18 protein-coding genes are annotated in these 18,864 nt (G+C 41.9%); 11 read left to right on the top strand and 7 right to left on the bottom strand.

Translation table 11 applies throughout. From position 1 onward, the window contains the following. Positions 1-977: 977 nt before the first annotated feature. From NC99_RS04505 to NC99_RS04475, 6 genes are all read left to right on the top strand, one after another. Entirely contained in the window at positions 978-1,775 is a 798-nt protein-coding gene (locus NC99_RS04505) for a type IV toxin-antitoxin system AbiEi family antitoxin domain-containing protein (RefSeq protein ID WP_053180298.1), read from the top strand. A gap of 899 nt (positions 1,776-2,674) precedes the next feature. Continuing rightward, positions 2,675-3,358 carry a hypothetical protein gene (locus tag NC99_RS04500; protein ID WP_157624450.1) on the top strand — a complete coding sequence of 228 codons (684 nt, stop codon included), beginning with the start codon at positions 2,675-2,677 and terminating at the stop codon, positions 3,356-3,358. 183 nt (positions 3,359-3,541) lie between these two features. Then, positions 3,542-4,237 (top strand): hypothetical protein, encoded by a 696-nt coding sequence (locus NC99_RS04495; protein WP_157624448.1) that lies wholly within the window; start codon positions 3,542-3,544, stop codon positions 4,235-4,237. A gap of 494 nt (positions 4,238-4,731) precedes the next feature. Then, complete coding sequence (locus tag NC99_RS04485; protein ID WP_239684406.1) at positions 4,732-5,499, top strand: KilA-N domain-containing protein; 768 nt, start codon at positions 4,732-4,734, stop codon at positions 5,497-5,499. Between the two features lie 571 nt (positions 5,500-6,070). Continuing rightward, entirely contained in the window at positions 6,071-7,390 is a 1,320-nt protein-coding gene (locus tag NC99_RS04480) for an AAA family ATPase (protein WP_204374894.1), read from the top strand. Further along, positions 7,380-7,940, top strand: coding sequence for an RloB family protein (locus NC99_RS04475; protein WP_053180293.1), 561 nt, complete (start codon positions 7,380-7,382; stop codon positions 7,938-7,940). Before NC99_RS04480 ends, NC99_RS04475 begins: the two co-directional genes overlap by 11 nt. 244 nt (positions 7,941-8,184) lie before the next feature. On the opposite strand, the gene NC99_RS04470 is transcribed toward NC99_RS04475, so the two are convergent. The 3 genes from NC99_RS04470 to NC99_RS04460 form a co-directional block, all read right to left on the bottom strand. Then, positions 8,185-8,976, bottom strand: coding sequence for an SOS response-associated peptidase (locus NC99_RS04470; protein WP_053180291.1), 792 nt, complete (start codon positions 8,974-8,976; stop codon positions 8,185-8,187). 122 nt (positions 8,977-9,098) lie between these two features. Further along, a complete protein-coding gene (locus NC99_RS04465; protein WP_053180289.1) occupies positions 9,099-9,395 on the bottom strand; it encodes a type II toxin-antitoxin system RelE/ParE family toxin in 297 nt (98 codons plus the stop codon). A 3-nt stretch (positions 9,396-9,398) separates the two neighbouring features. Further along, positions 9,399-9,629 (bottom strand): hypothetical protein, encoded by a 231-nt coding sequence (locus NC99_RS04460; protein ID WP_053180287.1) that lies wholly within the window; start codon positions 9,627-9,629, stop codon positions 9,399-9,401. 555 nt (positions 9,630-10,184) lie between these two features. Here NC99_RS04460 and NC99_RS04455 point away from each other — a divergent pair. The 4 genes from NC99_RS04455 to NC99_RS04440 all read left to right on the top strand — a co-directional run bounded on the left by NC99_RS04455 (position 10,185) and on the right by NC99_RS04440 (position 13,232). Then, the gene (locus NC99_RS04455) at positions 10,185-10,952 is read left to right on the top strand and encodes an RteC domain-containing protein (RefSeq protein ID WP_082326309.1); all 768 of its coding nucleotides are present in this window, start codon (positions 10,185-10,187) and stop codon (positions 10,950-10,952) included. Positions 10,953-11,162: 210 nt separating this feature from the next. Then, positions 11,163-11,459 (top strand): helix-turn-helix domain-containing protein, encoded by a 297-nt coding sequence (locus NC99_RS04450; RefSeq protein WP_053180280.1) that lies wholly within the window; start codon positions 11,163-11,165, stop codon positions 11,457-11,459. A 194-nt stretch (positions 11,460-11,653) separates the two neighbouring features. Further along, positions 11,654-12,583, top strand: coding sequence for a hypothetical protein (locus NC99_RS04445; RefSeq protein WP_157624446.1), 930 nt, complete (start codon positions 11,654-11,656; stop codon positions 12,581-12,583). After that, on the top strand, positions 12,507-13,232 hold the full coding sequence (locus tag NC99_RS04440) for a P-loop NTPase family protein (RefSeq protein ID WP_204374893.1): 726 nt from the start codon (positions 12,507-12,509) through the stop codon (positions 13,230-13,232). Before NC99_RS04445 ends, NC99_RS04440 begins: the two co-directional genes overlap by 77 nt. Positions 13,233-13,474: 242 nt before the next feature. Here NC99_RS04440 and NC99_RS04435 read toward each other — a convergent pair whose 3' ends face one another. Further along, positions 13,475-13,678, bottom strand: a complete 204-nt coding sequence (locus NC99_RS04435) for a hypothetical protein (protein WP_053180273.1) — start codon at positions 13,676-13,678, stop codon at positions 13,475-13,477. A gap of 5 nt (positions 13,679-13,683) precedes the next feature. Here NC99_RS04435 and NC99_RS22430 point away from each other — a divergent pair, with 5 nt between their 5' ends. Then, on the top strand, positions 13,684-13,863 hold the full coding sequence (locus tag NC99_RS22430) for a group II intron maturase-specific domain-containing protein (protein ID WP_082326308.1): 180 nt from the start codon (positions 13,684-13,686) through the stop codon (positions 13,861-13,863). Between the two features lie 66 nt (positions 13,864-13,929). On the opposite strand, the gene NC99_RS04430 is transcribed toward NC99_RS22430, so the two are convergent. The 3 genes from NC99_RS04430 to NC99_RS04420 are packed head-to-tail and all read right to left on the bottom strand — an operon-like array spanning position 13,930 to position 18,856. Next, positions 13,930-14,583, bottom strand: coding sequence for a cation diffusion facilitator family transporter (locus tag NC99_RS04430; RefSeq protein ID WP_053180271.1), 654 nt, complete (start codon positions 14,581-14,583; stop codon positions 13,930-13,932). Further along, positions 14,580-15,758, bottom strand: a complete 1,179-nt coding sequence (locus NC99_RS04425; RefSeq protein ID WP_082326307.1) for a TolC family protein — start codon at positions 15,756-15,758, stop codon at positions 14,580-14,582. The genes NC99_RS04430 and NC99_RS04425 overlap by 4 nt, the downstream gene beginning before the upstream one ends. After that, positions 15,755-18,856 carry an efflux RND transporter permease subunit gene (locus NC99_RS04420; RefSeq protein ID WP_053180267.1) on the bottom strand — a complete coding sequence of 1,034 codons (3,102 nt, stop codon included), beginning with the start codon at positions 18,854-18,856 and terminating at the stop codon, positions 15,755-15,757. Before NC99_RS04420 ends, NC99_RS04425 begins: the two co-directional genes overlap by 4 nt. Positions 18,857-18,864: the final 8 nt, after the last annotated feature.

Raw genomic sequence — 18,864 nt, 5'->3', positions numbered from 1 at the left:
TTTGAATTAATTAATAACAATCAAAAATTAGCTGCATGATACTTAACTATCCGTTCAGCTTTCTGTTGCATATCCACTTACGCATTGACCGTTTCTCTGGAAGTCTTGAACGAAGATATACCTATCTACGAACAAATTAGGATAGAGAACGAAATAGAAATCCCAGTGCAAATAAATGTTTAACAAAAAAGCAGATAACTTTAGATACCACCGGCTCATTGGGATATGCACTAAAACAGGCGCTTTGCGGCTGGACCGGATATGTCATCCGGTCCGTATTAACAAGGAATTTGCAATCACCATAATCCGGCCCGCGATGCCAGCTTGGTATTTCGGTGCCATTGTGGTGCAACAAATGGCAGTGGAGCTTCGCCGGTCATATGGAGCCGGTCGAAAGCCTAATGAGGAAGTGATCGAAAGCCTAATGAGGAGAGTCTCCTCATCCTAGTAAAGAAGGTCTCCTCACTCGAATGGTGAGCGCCTCACTATGCTAATGGTTAACAGCTCATTATTTGGCTATGATAAAGTCTGATATTCTGGAAATGGTGATACCAGCCAACAGCTACCGGCCTGCGCCGGAATGACGCAAGATAAAACGATCGAAGTTGTGGCAGCCTGGTATTTCGGTGTCATTGTGCCACAGTAAATGGCAGAGGAGGTTCGCTGGTCATATGGAGCCAGTGTAGAATATCTGCTGAGAAGTTTAAAAACTTATACCGGAAAGTTCAGAAAGATAAGCTGAGAAGTGTGGAACACATATATCATATGGCAAATTCAGAAATACTACATTATCAATCAGACCGAAGACGGACAAACTAAAATTGATGTTCGTTTGGAAGAAGAAATGGTTTGGCTTTCGCAGGTTCAAATTATAACATAGTAAGATAGATAGGCGGGTAAATCCTTTGAAATTTCAATGTAATGATTTAATTTGCGATCTATTACGAAAATAGTAGTTTAACGCAAATAGATTATAAATGGAGACTCAGTTTTTAACATTAGAGAATCTTGTTAGTGATATTCGGGCAAAAGGGAGATATTCTTTTGGTTTGGATGAAGTAAAGCAACAACTGGGCCTTTCTGGCAATGCGTTGAATCAGGCACTTTTTCGGTTAAAGAATAAAAATAAAATTGCTCCGATTCGTCGTGGCTTTTTTGCAATTATTACACCTGAATATTCCAGACAGGGCATGATACCCCCGAATTTGTTTATCGACGATCTGATGCTTACACTTGAGAAAAAATATTACGTGGGACTATTCTCTGCAGCTGCTTTGTTTGGTGCTGGTCACCAACAGCCAATGGAATACTATGTGATTACTGAAAAGCCGGCACTAAGGGATATAAGGAATCAAAAGTTGACCGTAAATTTCTATGTCAAGCAGGACTGGTCAGAAAATGATATTATCCAAATGAAAACAGATGCAGGATATATCAATGTTTCATCACCTGAATTGACTGCGCTTGATTTGCTGACTTACGGAAATCTTGGTATAAACCGGGCTTTCACAATACTGGAAGAACTGATAGAAGAAATGAAGCCGTCAGATTTAACAAGGGTGGCACGAAACTATTCTGTAACAAGCTCTATCCAGCGATTGGGTTATCTTATCGATAAGGAGATAGGAAATGAGAAATTGGCTGTTGCCGTAAAGCGAGCATTAAAAGAAAAAAAAATACAAACGGTTCAACTATTGAAGAATGTCAGGAATAAAGGAATAACTGACCCCGATTGGAAAATCAATATCAATACTGAATTGGAAAGCGATTTATGATACCACCCGGTCTACCCCTTGTCATGGCGAAGCGGTGACGAGGGGCGAGGTGGCAGCCGTTTGCAACAACAATCGTTAAAGGATGCTGTAAGCATCCGCCCTGGCATAGCACACAAAACAGCATGAATTCACACTACGTTAAAAATGGGTTGGCTTGCTGGGTTTTCCGAAAGAAATCTGGCCATCCGGTATGCGTGCCGGCATATATTACACACGTACAGAAGTAAATCTCCATAAGCACGCGCGTATATTTTCACACGTATTGAGGTAAAACTGCACACGTATCGAAGCACTGCTTACAGTGTGTGAAAATTTCATTGCGCACATGTGCAGATTTGGCTGGAGACCTACGCAGGTTTAGCCGCAGACGTGCCCAGATTTTGCTACACACGTCTGCAGGCTTGGCTACCTTCTGGCAGATTCCGGCCTGCACCGGAATGACGCAAGATAAAACGCTCGAAGTTATGCCAGCTGGATATTTCGGTGTAATTGTGCCACAATAAATGGAAGCGGGGAGGTTCGGTCATTTAAAAGGGAAACCGAGCCTTTCGAAAAAGTTAAGCTTCTTTTCGGGAAAAGATAAAGTACTTTTCCTGTTTAGATGAAATACTTTTTCTGACAAGTTGAAGTACTTTTTTTCAAAAGATACTTAGGATTTCCGGAGAAGGGACAAGGAGGATTCGCAGAAAGGTGCCCATGTTTTCTGATATCCGGAATGTGCCCTGGCATTGGTTGTCGGCTGTCATATGATTCTTTTAAGGCTTGACATTTCAGGAATGGGGAAGAATAAGCGTTCTATGCGATTGATTTTCGGATCAATATGTCGTATATTGTATAAAAAGACATGAAAGTAGTATTTTGTAGTTCAACCGGATTGTTAACTTAAACATGGAATGCTTATGGCAACGAAAAGAAACCCGGACGACACCCCGTTTACCAAAGAACAGATCAGCCAGTGGAAAAGCAGGTACGACATCCAGCTGGTAGATGCCTATGCCGAATATTTTGATGCTAAGCTCATGGAAGATGCACTCGAGTTGGTACTAAAAGAACTGATTGACGGAAATGCTTTCGATCGTGCATTTCTGAACGCCAACCTAAGCCGTCGGCAGAGTGAAGCCCAAATGGTGCAGGCTGAGGTACGTATTTTTAATGCCACCGCCGACTTGATGGAACAATCGAACGTCATGCGAAACCGGCTCAGCAATTCGCTCGGCTCGGAACAGTCCCTTTCCGCGTTATCGACCATCAATGACATGATCGGCAATACCGCTGAGCTCATCAAGGCATTGGCTCAAAAGAACAGCACCATGGGTGAAGGTGTTCCGGGTGGTGGAACGACAACTGGCCCCGGGGGAACGGCCATACCGGAAGACGGTCCCACCGGCGGAACAACCACCCATCCGCCCTGTTATGAGAAATACCGCCGTCGGATCGCGGAATTATGGGATCAGAAAGATCAAATGGGCGATTCGCTGATGTGGGGGCTTCAGTGGGCTGACGCGTTGAAAGACCTCGCACTTTGTGCCGGGCCCAAGGCAGTTAAACTGCTGCTGGATATGCTGGCTGCTGCTAAAAAGTAAATTCGAGGGATTCCATCTTATACGGGTTCAGGGTTATTCAGCGCCTGCTCCCCCTCGGTTTAGCGAAGCGGAAACGGGGAAGCTGGCAGTTTGCCACGACAATACATAAAATTTGCTCTGAATGCCTTAGAGAGCAAGCCCAGCCAGTGGGAGAATCAAATAGTAAGATAAAAATTCAAACCAATGAAACGAGACTTGGATATTAGGATTGGCACACATGAACCAGACTGGATTATCCCCGGTCCATCTTCGCTTTATTATATAGCATCTGGCGCTTTCCGGTTCAATTCATCTTTTCGATTCGCCATTCCCGATAATTTGATGAGATTGTTGGATTTTGCGGCTCAAGGTAGCGATGAGCATATCCGCTTCCTCAGTCGCATAGTTTTGGAAGATCATGCCGATCAGGAATCACTACCTGCGGATGAAATCATCTCAAACCTTCGTGGAATTTTCCGGGAGTTACAGAGCCTTGATCGCCTTTTAATTATTGCGGATGAGGCTATCGAGCCCTCAGTTGAGGAAGCAATTGCCGGGAGCTTTGGAGACAGTGATTATGAGATTGCCCTAAGCCCCAGACGGAATTTTATTCGGGAGTACTTTACCAAGGCACTTTCCTGGTCAAAGAAAAATGGTGCGGTTATTATTGAATCTACGAAGAAGAGCTTTGTCGCTCTTGGTGACTATATTGTATCACTGCAGCTTCCTCAGAAAGTAGATGCAATTGTCGAAGATAAACAAAGTTTTATGAATCGCTTGTTTAGCTTTGACGGGGGTAAGGGAGTGCAGTGGGTCATTGGAGTTTCGATAGCAGTAGGCGGGTTGAGTGTCCTTCCGATTGGTGCGGTCGGAGTTGGACTCGCCTTTATCGACCCCTAATTTATTGATTGTTATAAAATTTCGGGTGTCGGATTCCCTGCACCTTTGAATATGTCGAAAGAGAAAAGGATCGCTATTCTGCAATCGGTCATCCCTCGCTTTCCGTTCTGTATTGCAATCCAGATTAAGGGAGCTGGTAAAAATATAAATCAGGGGTTAATTGAGTTCCCAGTTACGGGAGCAACAGTTATGATAAAAGAAGAATTTGAATGGATCGGTTCAGGCAATTGCAACTAATGTAAGCATCCGGCAAACCCAGTCTTGTCTCCTGTAAAACTGCTGTATCCACTTTCATAGTTTCTCCAAAATGTTCGGAGAACTTTGAGAGATTTGGGGGGATGGCGATGCCTTTCGATCTTTGTTAAACTTGTACATTTATGGGCAATAAATATTGAGAGGGCTGTCAGGCTCTGTGATACTAAATTATACAGGACAAAATAGAACTGGTTATAGCAAAAATCAATGTAAAAGACTAAGAGATTACCATTATCTCAGTGGCTGAGCAGGACTACATTTCACTTACCGATATGGCAAATGCGAAAGGAAGTGCAAGTCGTGCCGCCGATGTAATAAAAAATTGGTTAAGAAACAGATACACGTTGGAGTTTTTAGGTACATGGGAGCAAATCAATAATCCTTGTTTTAAAGTGGTCGAATTTGACCACTTTAAAACGCAAGCTGGTTTGCCAAGTTTTGTTTTAAGTGTTTCTGAATGGATTGAAAAAACAAATGCTGTTGGGATAATCGTTAAAAAAGGCAAATATGGCGGTACTTATGCCCATAAAGATATTGCATTCGAATTTGGTTCAGCAATCAGTGTCCCCTTCAAGTTATATTTGATCAATGAGTTTCAACGGCTTAAGGAGGAAGAACAAAAGCAACTTGGCTGGACAGCAAAACGTGAACTGGCAAAGTTGAATTACCATATCCATACCGATGCCATCAAGCAGAATCTTATACCACAGGAACTTTCACCGGCCCAAACTTCAATAATCTACGCCAACGAAGCGGATGTTTTGAATGTCGCCCTGTTTGGTATGACTGCAAAGCAATGGCGTGAGAAAAATACGGACTTGAAAGGAAATATTAGGGATTACGCTTCAATCAATGAGTTGATTTGCCGGTCAAACATGGAAAACCTGAATGCTGGATTTATTAATGAAAAAGTTCCTCAGAAAGAGCGGTTAATCAAACTAAATCAAATAGCCATCCAACAAATGGGCATACTCCAGGATGTTGAAAGCCGAAAATTGCTAAAATAAATCTCTTAACTGGTGATTTGGTAGTCACCAAAAGGAAACGCAGGCTATGTGGATAATCTGTTTTTCTGGATTTGTACCAACATTGATCAAGGTGGCCGGTCAGGATTTGTAATTCTGACCTTGTAGCCACGGCAATCCCATTAAAGCAACCGCCTTTGTTATACGTAAGCTTCCGGCCTGGTGCAGGTTACAAAATTGCATGAGTTCACCAATGTTTTAAAATGGGTTGGTTTCCTGGGGTTCCAAAAGAAACCTGCCAATGACCTGGCCCCCCCATGGAGGCGTGAGTATAGATGAGCGGTAGATCGACGAAGGATCAACCCTTGGTTTTTTGGGGAATTTGCGTTGACGTTGTGGAAGGCATTCCAGTCTTGGTAATTCCAGAATTTTTAGGGATGCGGGTTGATGCAGAGGGTGCTTGCGGTCTGCTCACAGTTTGTACATTGGTCAGCAGTAGTTATTGAGAGGGCTGTCAGGATCCCCTTAACGAAACAAGGCAAAGAATGACAGGTGATGTTAAATAGTTGATTGTGAGGTGTATTATGAAATGAAGATTAAAAAAGGGAGTTCTATGTATTTTAATCATTTTATTATCTATATTTGTAAAATAATTACAAATACGAATGTTAAAATGGTGTTAGAAATTAGGATTGGTAATTTTTTCTCTATTAAGGATGAAATAGTTCTTGATTTTAGAGCTGCGAATATAAAATCAGCAAATGCCAGAGCACTCAGCAATAATTTGTTTGATTTTAATAAAACCCCCATTTTGAAGACGATAGCTATTTATGGTGCAAATGCCTCTGGTAAAAGTAATATTATAAAAGCTATTCGGTTTTGTAATGCTTTAGTATTTGAATCTCACCAACACAATGAAAATACGATTTATAATTTTCAACCCTTTAAGTTTAATGGTTATAGTGGTAAACCCAGTACTTATTTTATTCGATTTGTAAGTAAAGGCATAGAATATGAATATTCGTATTCTTTAACACAACAAAAAATCATTTCTGAAAGTTTATATTTCTATCCCAAAGGCAGAATAAAAGAAATTTTTACCCGCGATGAGCGTTTGGGAAAAGCAAAAAAAGAGAAATACAGTTTTGGAGACCAGATAAAACGTCCAATGGATGTGGCTGAAAACACTTCTGAAAAAACTCTATATATTTCTCGTGCCAGTCAAATGGATAGAGAGATTGGAAAAGAAATTTTTAATTATTTTCATAGTCAGTTTATATTGGATTATGTGGGATTTGGAGCTTCAGCTATTGAAACGCTTTCGAACCAAAACAGAAAACAACTAATTGAGGCTATCAAAATTGCAGACAGTGATATTATTGATGTGAAAATTAAAGTATTAAAAAAAGCCGGTAAGCATTATAAAGCCGATGCACAAACCATGACATTAACTGTTGAAGATGTTGTTCAAGATTATTTACAAATAAGAACGTTTCACAAAGCTTCCCCATCAACAGCTTTTGATTTCCTTACAGAAGAATCGCAAGGAACTATTAAGTTATTTTTCATAATGCTTACAATTCTAGATGTAGTAAAACACAATAAGGTTCTTTTAATTGATGAAATAGAAGATAGTTTGCATCCAAAAATAATCGAATATCTATTTAATATATTTAGAACAGGCATCCGTGCTCAATTATTATGCACAACCCACAATACCCGCTTTTTGAATTTGAAGAATGTAAGAAAGGACCAAATCTTTTTCGCAAATAAAAATCAAGATGGATCAACTGATTTGTATTCGCTTTACGATTACAGCGATTTTCGAGACACAATGGATTTAGAAAAGGCATATCTGCAAGGTCGTTTTGATGCAATTCCTTTCATGAATGATTCGAATGAAAAAATTAAATCATTGTTCGATGGCCAGTAAAAGAAATGCATCAAAAGGGAAAAAAATAAACCCTCATTTTTGGGTGTTTTGCGAAGGGGAAACAGAAGAAGCATACGTTTGTTTACTGCGTTCAAAATATAGAATTCCGATTGAAATCGTATCTAAAATAGTCGGGAATAAAATAACACAACGAATAATTAAAAATAGCAAGCAAGGCAAACCCACTCATGACAAAGACAAGGATTTTTTGATGTATGATGCGGATGTAATACAAGTTTTAGAAAAACTTAAATCCATAAAATCTACGATATTGATAGCATCAAATCCGTCTATTGAATTGTGGTTCTTGCTTCACTATAAAACTCAGACAGCACACATAACAACGGCTAATTGTATTCGGGAATTGAGCAATAGGAACAGAAATACCTACAAAAAAGGAGCTATTGATGCTCAACTTGAAATTAGATTGTCAGAAAATTGTACTAAAGCGTGTGAACGAGCAAAAAAACTAAGTCTCCTGGATAATCCATCTTCTAATATGAATGTTTTTATAGAAGAACTTGAAAATGTGAAAAAAACTATCTATTAAAACCCCCGCTCTTCAGGATTTGCAACAATATTGATCAAGGTGGCCGGTCAGGATTTGTAATTCTGACCTTGTAGCCACGGCAATCCCATTAAAGCAACCGCTTTTGTTATACGTAAGCTTCCGGCCTGGTGCAGTACACAAAATTACCTGAGTTCACCACTGTTTTAAAATGGGTTGGCTTCCGGGCATATCGAAAAAAAGGGAGTTCACCAGTTTATGAGGAAGCCGGATGCAAGTTGATTGGTTAAAATAACGTTCCCTGGTCAGGTGTTGGATCCAGCTCCGGATAACGAAATTCCTGATCTGAAATCGGGTTATTTCCAACGGCTTCTTTTCCACGGAGCCTGCGCACGGTATGCGCTTTCAGTTCTGTTGCGGTGTAGGGTTTCACAAGGCCAAGGATCTTTTCTTTCTCTGCCTCCGATTCCACATTTTCAGTGAACCAGGTGTCAATGGCATCTTCCGGAAGAATGAGCGGCATCCGGGGGCCTTCCAGCTTCGGATTATTGTGAATCCGGGCAAGCAGGTCGTTGCCACGGGCGGTGACAATCGAAAAGGTGGTTAGTTTTTCACCCGTTTCTTTGTCCTCCCATTCCGACCAAAGGCCTCCAAGGGCCATGGGCTCGCCGTCGGCCCGGTGAATATAGTAAGGGTAAGTTTTCCCTTTCAAATGATAGTGTTCAAAAAATCCATCAATACAAATCAGGCAGCGTTTTGCCCGCGCCGAATACGTATACGACCAGGTTTCAAACATGTCCTCACCACGGGCATTTAGGGTTTTGTTCCATACCTGCAGCTGTTTGTCTTTATCCTTCGTGCTTTCCGGCACAAATCCCCATCGGGCCACAACCGGGTCATGAGGTTGATCTTTGGTGTAAATCAATACGGCAGGATGGTCAAATCCCGTGGTATGGTGCAGATCCTTCACCCCGAGCTTGAGTAATCGTTCGGTTAATATCCGCACCGCTTCCTTGTCCCGGTGGTGACGGGCCCGTTTTAGCTGGGTGATGAGTTGAGCTTTAAAATCATAACACATAACGACCTCCGGATTAAGATTCTTAGAGTAAAACAGTCTCCGGGAAATGAAAGTTTATACAATAGGTGGAGCCTTCGTCAAAAACGGCTGTCAAAGATTAATTCGCTCGAAAGAGAGGTGCGTTATAGGCTAAGTGTTTCCGGATTCATCCGGTTTCCCCTAAAGCTAGCCAGCTCAACATATTCTCCATTAAAACGGTAATATAATGTTGTTTGCGAGCTAATGACACAGCGTCTTAAATTCTTTTTCTTGTTTGAATAGGGGTACAGGTAGGGATTTACTGCTATGTGGTCGATCATTTCCTCAAAATAACGATCAATCTTGGCAGCTACATTTGCACCAAAATTTTCAAATACATATTCAAGGATCTCTTCGTATTCAGTATAGGCACGGGTGGAGTATCGAACGGGATAGGACATTCCTTAAAAATTAAATCTTTCTTTAATTTTAGTTTTTACCTGATCACGGGTTAAGAATTCGCCCTGATCAAGCTGACCTAACCCTTCATTTATAGCTGTTTTATCCTCCTCGCTGATCTGATTCCACCAGTCAGCTTTTTGTTCTTGTATTTTTTCAAGCTTACTCAGGACTTCATCTTCCTGAAGAGAAGATATCCAGTTAATAAGATTTAATTTCCTGCTTTCTAAGTTCATAACACCAATAAATTGACTGTAAATTTAATAATTTATATCCATTCTTTGTAGTTGAAATCCTGTAAAAATATAAGTCTATAGGTTATCATATGATGAGTGATCACAGGTAAGGTCCTATAAATCAACGTGTTTTTTATTGAAATTGATAGGTCACTCGCAGCTGTACCACTGCTTTTCTGTTTTTCTATTCCTTTGTTTTAATAGCAAAGCTATTGGGTCATTCTCAAGTTTTCTGCTGGTAGTGCCAAACAAATAATCCAAAGGATAAAATTACGCAGAAACGATACAATCTCAATTAATTTCAGTTACAGACTGAACGTCCTCCCTTCTACAAAATCATTTCAGAAACGGCATTTGAGCTGACACAGGCCATGACCGTCAGATCGAAATGATTTGATTCTTATTTCCGGTATTTAAATTCATTCAGCATTCTTTTAGTATGGAAGAATATTCCCACATTATCATCGAGTTGGAAGAAGATTTGGAGCAACTAGCTATGACTTCTGATCATGTGTTGAACACCGCCAGGTTGGCCATCCGAAGATGTAAGTAGCTATGACTTCTGATCATGTGTTGAACACCGCCAGGTTGGCCATCCGAAGATGTAAGCTGGCCCTGGTCAATTTGAGGCGGATGGTTCTTGCCCGGGGTTTCCCGGATCAGGAATCGGAAATCCGCTTTTTTAAGGAGATCAAACCATCGGTCTCCAGCAAGCTCATCTATTACCAAAAGGTCTTTGGAATGGAAAGCATGCGTTTGGAGCTTGGTAACAGAAGACAGAAAAAATATCTTCAGCGGGAGCAAAATAAGATTCTGAAGTATATGAAACAGAACCGTGGAATTGTTCAATACTACCGATGCGATCACAGTCATCTGGATGAAAAGTACTTTTTACGGAATCATGAAGCAATCCCGCTGGAAGTGGAAGGCATCCTTTCGCTCATGGACGAAGATTTCTTCACCTGGCATGATCATACCTTTTCCAACATCATGGCCAACGAGCTATTACTTGAATACATGAAGAACGAAATGGAGAAACTGGATCACCCGGAACGAAACTTACCCAAATCATCCCTGAGATGGACGGGGGACAAGATTGAAATATATGAGCTGATATATTCGATTTACCTGGCTGGTTCTGTCAACGATGGCAAAGCAAAAATCAAAGACCTGGTTCAAGGGTTCGAATGGATGTTTAATATCGGCCTGCAAAAGGGAATTTACGACACCCAAAGTGAGTTGGAGAAAAGGTCCGATCCTGTCAAATACCTTTCACACTTGGTGGCCGTATTGCGCCGAAGGATCAATCACCGGCTTAAATAACCAGAGAGAGTGGGGGATACCCAATAAATACTTAACCATATAAATACCCACGTGGGTTTAGGTGGGGTATAATTTTACTTGAAAGGCTGCAATTTTGGGATTATTCAAAATTGAACGTTTCGATTGAGCGAGAGCAAAGCCAAACTTGTTTGAGCTTTGCCGAGCGTGAGAAACGACTAATGAAATTGAACCATTTAAAATTAAAATGTTATGCCAACAGAAATTGTAACCACCGATGATTTGCGGGAATTTAAGATTGAGCTCCTGCAGGAGTTAAAGACAATGCTCAAGGAGCACCACGGGCAACCAGCCAAAAAATGGCTCAAATCCTATGAAGTGAGGGAACTGCTGGGTATCTCGCCTGGTACGCTTCAGAACCTTCGCGTAAACGGAACCTTGCCCTATACCAAGATTCACGGCTCGATGTTTTATGACTACGAAGACATCAAAAAGATGATGAAAGAAAACCAGCAGAAAAAATTGTCCTCTTTTGATCGATTCCGATGAATTACATCACCCATCTGAATGCTTTTTTTGAACGGGTTTCCGGCGATGGACGGCTGACAGCCTACCACATCAGCCTGTATCTCGCGCTGTTCCGGCAATGGAATGCCTGCCGGTTCAGCGAGCGGTTTGCAATTTCACGGGCGGAGATGATGGACCTAGCCCGGATCGGTTCGGCCAACACCTATGCCCGGTGCATGAAAGAACTGGCTGACTGGGGCTATATCCACTACAAAGCATCCTCCAACCTGCACCGCGGCAGCGAGGTGAGTTGTATCCGGCTTGATACGATGAATGATTCATTTTCTGATACTGAATCTGATACCGGTACCACAAGTGATACAACCGGAAGTGATCGTGAAAGTCAATTTCCGTATGCAGGTAATTCCTCCGGTATCAAATCTGAGACTGCACGTGATACAGGAACAAAGACGACTGGTGATACCGGTACTTCAGGCGATCTCAAAAACGATACCGCAGGGAATACAGCAAATGATACCGGTATTCAATCGAATACTGCAACAGGTACCGGAGATGATACTTCCAGAAATTCCGGTACTTCATGCAATATCAAAAATGATACTCCAGGCAGTACTACAGCTGATACCGGTATCGCTTCCGGTCGCAGAACTGATACGGCAACCGATACTGGTAATCGTAAAAATGATCCTGCCGGTACTGAATCTGATACCGCAACTGAGACAGCAAGTGATACACCTCTTATAAAGAATATAAAGAATATAAACAAGAATAAAGAAGAAGAGAATCAAAAGAGGGTTGAAAATCTTAGAAGTGAAAATCAACAAGAAAAAGTGAACATGCAAAAACGGGATCGGGGAAAGAATCCAAAAACGGAAGAAGAATCCGGAATTCCAGATTTTTCGGAGGTGTCATTTTTCTTTCAGCAAAACCGCTTTCCGCAGAAAGATGCCCAACAATTTTATGCCCGGTACCTGTCCCTGGGATGGAAGACCGGGAATGACCAGCGAATTGTTTCCTGGCAAGCCCTTGCCCGGAAATGGATGTCAAACAGTAAAAAAAATAACAGCCATGAAAGACCATTCAATCAAATCGGCGCAGGCCGGTTCAGTGTCGCAACCAACAAGGATTATTCGGAGCCCTTATGACCAAATTGCAGAACTTCAGGGTGGCGTGTTCAACTTCAATTTTCAGAGAAGTGTGCTCTGGATGGAAGAAAAAGGGAAAATGCTTTTCGGGGAGAATTTTGCCATTGATCCCGGTGATCTGCCCCTGATCTACAAACTGTTGGTGTATGCCATCGGTGACAAGGAAAATACGGAAAAGCACGGCCTTAGCCTTCGGAAAGGACTGCTGATCTCTGGGCCAATCGGCTGTGGAAAAAGTTCCCTGGCCAGGCTGATCAGCTATTTCTGCCCACGGGAGAAGCAATTTCTGGTCAAGCCCACCCGGGAAATCAGCTTTGAGTTTGAGAAAGACGGTTACTCGGTGATCAACCACTACAGCAAAGGATCGTATTTTCGACTCGGTGGACTGCCTGTTCCCAAAGTGTATTGTTTTGACGACCTGGGATTGGAGCAAACCCCAAAGCATTTCGGGAACGAGTGTAACGTAATGGCGGAAATTCTGTTGGCCCGTTACGACTTGTTTGTTTCCAAACGCATGTTGACGCATCTGACGACCAACCTTTCCGCCTCCGAGCTGGAATCGATTTATGGAAACCGGATCCGCTCCCGGATGAGGGAAATGTTTAACCTGGTGGCTTTTGACAAGGATGCCAAAGATAAACGCTGTTGACTTGATTTGGTAGGTGATCCTGCGGCCTGTTCGCGCCGTTGGCTCCGCCATGGCGCGAACAAGCCTCGGTTAAAATGAAAGACGCCTGCTTCGTTTTCGCTTCCGGCACCAGGCAAAGGCCTGACTAACCGTTACGCGATCCCTTCGCAGGCAACTTTCCGGTTTGATCAGGTAATAATCCTGATTTCTTAAGGTGTACAATAGCTTTTTATAAGGTTCTTCCTGTGCCCCGGCACCATCGCTCAGCCTCGCGAAACCGCTTCCTTTATCCGTTCGCTATCGCGCTCGAAACCAGTCGCTTTTTCGCTCACCTTCACGCCGAAGCCGGGTTGCACCCCACGGCAAGAGTCGCCTGTTTGTTCCGCTTCGCTCCACGCCCTGGCGACACTTGCCTTTAGCCTGCCCGCCTCTACAAATTGTTCTTTGAGGTAAAGGTTTTTGACCATCCAAAATCAATCAAAACAACCCATTAAAAAGGGGGGTCTACCTGTCCATCGAAAAGTTCAAAGAAGTATCCCAAGGCTGGCTCAACTACTTCCGTATGGCAAGTATTCATGGCAAATTGGAGGAATTGGCAGGATGGCTGCGAAACCGACTGTTAGATAAAAGCTTTAAATTTAATGTTGGCTAGTGGGGCTTTGCCAATGTGCTTACAAATAGGGCTGGTTCTTTTACTACTCATTTGTTGGAAACAATTTTAATGACTGTGTCCATGGTGATGTTCATGTTCTATATCCAACAATACTTTTCCAGAATCCTTCAATAAGCCAATCGACCATTTGACAATTACAAAGGAGCTAATTGTTGCAGCAATAGTGTCCATAAAAGGAATATCCCATATCATTGCTGCAATTAATCCCAAAATTGCAGATAGGCTTGTTAAGGCATCAGCGATAACATGGAGATAGGCTGCTCGTATGTTATGGTCGGAATGCTTATGGTCGTGGTGTAAAAGAAATGCACTTGCTATGTTTACAACCAGTCCTATTATGGCAACCAATATGGCTTCTTTATAAACAATATCCTCCGGATTGTAAAAACGCTGAATAGCTTCAATCAGTATTACAATGGCAAAAATCAATAACATCAAACCGCTGCTGTAGCCCGATAAGGAAAGGATTTTATCGGAATTGCCTTTGAATTTCTCACTTCTGGATACTTTACGAACAATGACATAGGCAACCCAACTAAGCCCAATGGCCAACACATGGGAACCCATGTGAATGCCATCGGCCAATAAAGCCATTGATTTTGTTGTCAAACCAAAAACGATTTCAACAACCATTGTGATGGCGGTCAACAAGACTACCCACATGGTTTTGCTTTCATGTTTGGATTTAATTTCTGTCATAAATATTGATTTAATTTTGCCAACGTTTTGTTCATTTCCAGTTCTGACCGGAGCAATTTGTTTACACTTTCGTAATATATCGAAAGTTCAAGAATATAATCAATCAGTGAAATTTCCCCTTTGTCCAGTGCTTTTTTTAGTAATTCTGAACTGTCAAAAGTTTTTAGTCTCGATTTATAATCGCTTGCATTATTCTGAAGCCCGATTGCTTTTGCATGCAAAAGTTTTAACCGATTGTAAAACTGCACTTTTTGGTCGTTTGCCGTTTTTTCAATTGCAGCGGCATTAGCTTCGGCATATTTCACTTGGTTTTTGTTTTCCCATAAAGGGATTGATAAACCAAGCGTAATGCCCTGGAATTTTTGTCCAATAACGTTTTCGCTCATATAACCTGCTTTTAATTTAGGCAAGCTCATAGCCCGGTTCAAACCAACTTGTTTTTCGGTAGATTCCATCTCCTTTTTCAACCAATTCAACAGCGGGTTACTTTGTTCGGCTTGAGCGTACCACTGTTCAAAATCGGCAGGGATTGGCGTGGTTGCAAACTCACTTGCCGTAAATTCAATGGGGATACCTCCGTTTAAGCGGGTCAACTCACCCAGCAAAGCATCTCTTTTTACGTTGAGCGATTCCATTTCTTTACTTAAATTCAGCAAGTTTAATTGCGCTTTGTTGTATTCCCGAATATTGGTTTCCCCAATATCGAATTTGGATTTATACGAGCTGGCAATACTTTGCGCATGGTTGAGTCTCTTTGAAAGTTCCAATAACAACGCATTGGTAAAAACCAAATCGTAGGTGATTAAACGGGCTTCCAGCAACAAGTCTTTTCGCTGTTTTTGGTATTCAAGCGCTACCTGTTCATTTTTTATGTTGGAAATCTCCTTTTTATACTTGTAAGCCGTCGGAAAATCAAATGTTTGGATGGCGCTAAAATCTGTTCGGTTACCAATTGTAGAAGGAGTTCCCCACACATAGTTGAATGCGACTTCAGGGTTTTGCAGATATATTCCGGTTTTATTTCCTATTTGCTCAGCCTCCACTCTTTTTTGAAGGGCTGTCAGTGTTGTATTGTTCTTTTCAATCTCATTGAGAACACTTTCAATAGGGTTCTGAGAGAAAAGAGATGAATTGGACACGATAACACTAATTATCGCTATAACTATTTTCTTCATGAATTTTTCGTTTTAATGATTCCACGGTTATTTAGAATGCTATAAACTATGGGAACGATAAATATATTAAGCAAGGTGGAGGTAAGTAAACCGCCTAAAATTACCTGCGCCATCGGGCTTTGAATTTCGTTGCCAGGCAAGTCACCCTTCATAGCCAATGGTATTAATGCAAGGGCTGCTGTAAGAGCAGTCATTAAAATAGCGTTCAAACGGTCGGATGAGCCATTTATGACAGTTTCATTTAAGGATGTTCCTTTCGCCTGAAGCCGTTGATAGTTTGAAATCAGCAGGATTCCGTTTCGGGTTGCAATACCAAAAAGTGTTATAAAGCCGATAATTGCTGGAATGCTTAAAACGCCTGATGTAAAATAGATTGCAAATACACCGCCAATCAATGCCAGGGGCAGGTTGAGCAATATGATACCTGCAAGTTTGAAATTTCTGAATTCCTGAAACAGTAAAAGGAAAATAATTAATATTGCAAGAATGGAAGTAAACAACAAGGTTCTCGATGCTTTTGCCTCACTTTCAAACTGTCCGCCGTATTCTACGCGATATCCTTCGGGAAATTCAATGTTCTCATTTACCCTCGCCTGTATATCTTCAACCACTCCACGCAAATCCCTGCCTGCCACGTTTGCGGCAATAACAACCTTGCGCTGTACATTTTCCCTGCTGATGGAACTTGGCCCGGAAACAGAAATAATTTCTGCAACCTCTTCCAATGGCACTTTTTTACCATCGTGTGTATCAATTAAAGCCGAACGTACACCTTCTATTGTTTCCGTGTAATTTTTATTCAGCCGCAACACCAAATCGAAGCGTCGCTGGCCTTCATAAATATCTGCCAGTTTTTCGCTTCCGAAGGCAACATCAACAAACGCATTGAATTGCTCTACAGTAATTCCGTAATATGCCAACATCTCGCGGTTGGCTTTAATCTGAAGTTGTGGTATCTCAATCTGCTGGTCAACATTTACGTCCACCAAACCCTCGATGTCCACAATTGAACTTTTAATCTGGTTACCGAGTGTGAACATTTTATTCAAATCGGTGCCAAAAATCTTAATGGCAATGTTTGCCCTTGTGCCCGAAAGCATGTGGTCGATGCGGTGCCCGAGCGGTTGCCCCACTGTTGCTGCAATACCTGGAATACGGGCAATTGTTTCCCGAACATCTGCCATAAACTCCTCGCGGCTGCGTTCATCCAGTCTAAAATTTGCATCTATTTCCGCACTGTTCACCGTTTGCGAGTGTTCGTCCAATTCCCCCCGGCCTGTCCTTCTCGCGGTGCTTTCTATTTCATCAATCGTTAATAATTCAGTTTCTACCAAATTGCCCAGGCGGTTGCTTTCTTCCAATGAAGTTCCGGGTTGGGTTACTACCGATAAAGTAAGGGAACCTTCGTTGAACTCTGGTAAAAAGCTACGTCCCATTGAAGAAAATACAAAAAGTGAAACAATAAACATGGCAAGTGTGGAAAGGATAACAAGGCTTTTGTGATTCAACGACCAGGAAAGCGCTTTCTCATAATGGTATGAAAGTTTACGTACCAACCATTTTTCTTTTTCATTTTTGGCAAGATATTTTTCGTTGGTCAGCAGCAACTTTGTCAACAGCGGGGTCAGGGTCATGGCCACTATCAGCGACACAAACAAAGAAACAATAAATGATATACCCAGAGGTTGCAGCATCCGGCCTTCCATGCCCGATAGAAAAAACAGTGGTAAAAATGCTACCATTATAATTAACGTCGCATTTAGGATGGATGACCTTATTTCTTTTGAAGCCTCAAATACAACGGTAAACGATGATTGCCTTCCTGCTTTTGGTTTTTGTTGATTTTGCCGCAAGCGCTTGTAAACATTCTCCACATCAATAATGGCATCGTCAACCAGCGAACCAATTGCAATCGCCATTCCTCCCAAACTCATGGTGTTAATGTTTAAACCCAAAGCATTGAGAACTAAAATAGCGCCAAGCAGCGATAAGGGAATGGCAAGCAGGGAAATTATTGTAGTGCGAAAACTACCCAGAAAAAGGAAAAGAATGATAACAACAAAAATTCCTCCTTCAATTAATGCACGTTGTACGTTGCTCACCGAAGTTTCAATAAAATCGGCCTGGCGAAAAATCTTCGTGTCCATTCGAATGTCTGCCGGAAGGGTTTTCTGAAGGACGGCCAGGTTTTCTTCAATTCGTTCCGTAACATCGAGGGTGTTTGTGTTGGGTTGCTTCGATATGGAAATAATAATCGCCGGTGTTGCATTTTCAGAAGCATGCCCCATTTTTACAGCGCCTCCGATTTTCACTTCTGCCACATCGCGAACCCTTACAGGTTTCCCGTTTCTTGACTTTATATATGAATTGCCCAGTGCTTCCAAATCCGAGGTCCGGGCAATCCCGCGAACAACAAATTCGTTTCCATATTGTCGAATGGCGCTACCTGAAGAATTATTGCTAATCCCCTTACTAACATTAGCCAATTCCATCAATGAAACATCATAATATTTCATTTTTTGTGGGTCTGCCAATATCTGGTATTGTTTGTAATCGCCTCCAATAATTGTTACCTGAGAAACCCCGCCGGTAGCCAATATTAGTGGTTTTACATTCCATTCGGCAATGGTGCGCAATTCCATCATGCTGGTGCTGTCGGCCTGTAAGCCCACAAAGAAGATTTCGCCCATAATGCTGGATTGCGGGGCGAGCATAGGTTGTCCAACGCCCAAAGGCATAAGCGATGAAACGGCAATTAGTTTTTCGCTTACAATCTGGCGGGCCTTGTAAATATCGGTTCCCCAATCAAATTCGGCCCATACAAAAGAAAAACCCTGCGATGAAGCCGAACGCACCCTTCGAATACCGGTGGCTCCGTTTACGGCTGTTTCAATAGGAAAACTAACCAAACGTTCCACTTCTTCCGAAGCCATACCATGTGCATCGGTCATTACAACAACCGTTGGTGCGGTGAGGTCGGGAAATACGTCCACGTCCATGTTTGTGGCAGTCCTTACCCCGAAAACCACCAAAACAACAGAAGCAAGTATTACCAAATACTTATTATTAAGTGAAAATTTTATAATATTATTTAACATAGCCTTAT

The organism is Sunxiuqinia dokdonensis (genome assembly GCF_001270965.1).
Lineage (GTDB): Bacteria > Bacteroidota > Bacteroidia > Bacteroidales > Prolixibacteraceae > Sunxiuqinia > Sunxiuqinia dokdonensis.
Note: the sequence above shows the minus strand (reverse complement) of the source record. Positions and strands in the feature narration are given on the sequence as shown.

Coding starts and splice junctions, on each gene's coding strand:
- NC99_RS04505 (WP_053180298.1), top strand. CDS start 978: ATGGAGACTCAGTTTTTAACATTAGAGAATCTTGTTAGTGATATTCGG.
- NC99_RS04500 (WP_157624450.1), top strand. CDS start 2,675: ATGGCAACGAAAAGAAACCCGGACGACACCCCGTTTACCAAAGAACAG.
- NC99_RS04495 (WP_157624448.1), top strand. CDS start 3,542: ATGAAACGAGACTTGGATATTAGGATTGGCACACATGAACCAGACTGG.
- NC99_RS04480 (WP_204374894.1), top strand. CDS start 6,071: ATGTATTTTAATCATTTTATTATCTATATTTGTAAAATAATTACAAAT.
- NC99_RS04475 (WP_053180293.1), top strand. CDS start 7,380: ATGGCCAGTAAAAGAAATGCATCAAAAGGGAAAAAAATAAACCCTCAT.
- NC99_RS04470 (WP_053180291.1), bottom strand. CDS start 8,976: ATGTGTTATGATTTTAAAGCTCAACTCATCACCCAGCTAAAACGGGCC.
- NC99_RS04465 (WP_053180289.1), bottom strand. CDS start 9,395: ATGTCCTATCCCGTTCGATACTCCACCCGTGCCTATACTGAATACGAA.
- NC99_RS04460 (WP_053180287.1), bottom strand. CDS start 9,629: ATGAACTTAGAAAGCAGGAAATTAAATCTTATTAACTGGATATCTTCT.
- NC99_RS04455 (WP_082326309.1), top strand. CDS start 10,185: ATGACTTCTGATCATGTGTTGAACACCGCCAGGTTGGCCATCCGAAGA.
- NC99_RS04450 (WP_053180280.1), top strand. CDS start 11,163: ATGCCAACAGAAATTGTAACCACCGATGATTTGCGGGAATTTAAGATT.
- NC99_RS04445 (WP_157624446.1), top strand. CDS start 11,654: ATGAAAGAACTGGCTGACTGGGGCTATATCCACTACAAAGCATCCTCC.
- NC99_RS04440 (WP_204374893.1), top strand. CDS start 12,507: ATGAAAGACCATTCAATCAAATCGGCGCAGGCCGGTTCAGTGTCGCAA.
- NC99_RS04435 (WP_053180273.1), bottom strand. CDS start 13,678: ATGGTCAAAAACCTTTACCTCAAAGAACAATTTGTAGAGGCGGGCAGG.
- NC99_RS04430 (WP_053180271.1), bottom strand. CDS start 14,583: ATGACAGAAATTAAATCCAAACATGAAAGCAAAACCATGTGGGTAGTC.
- NC99_RS04425 (WP_082326307.1), bottom strand. CDS start 15,758: ATGAAGAAAATAGTTATAGCGATAATTAGTGTTATCGTGTCCAATTCA.
- NC99_RS04420 (WP_053180267.1), bottom strand. CDS start 18,856: ATGTTAAATAATATTATAAAATTTTCACTTAATAATAAGTATTTGGTA.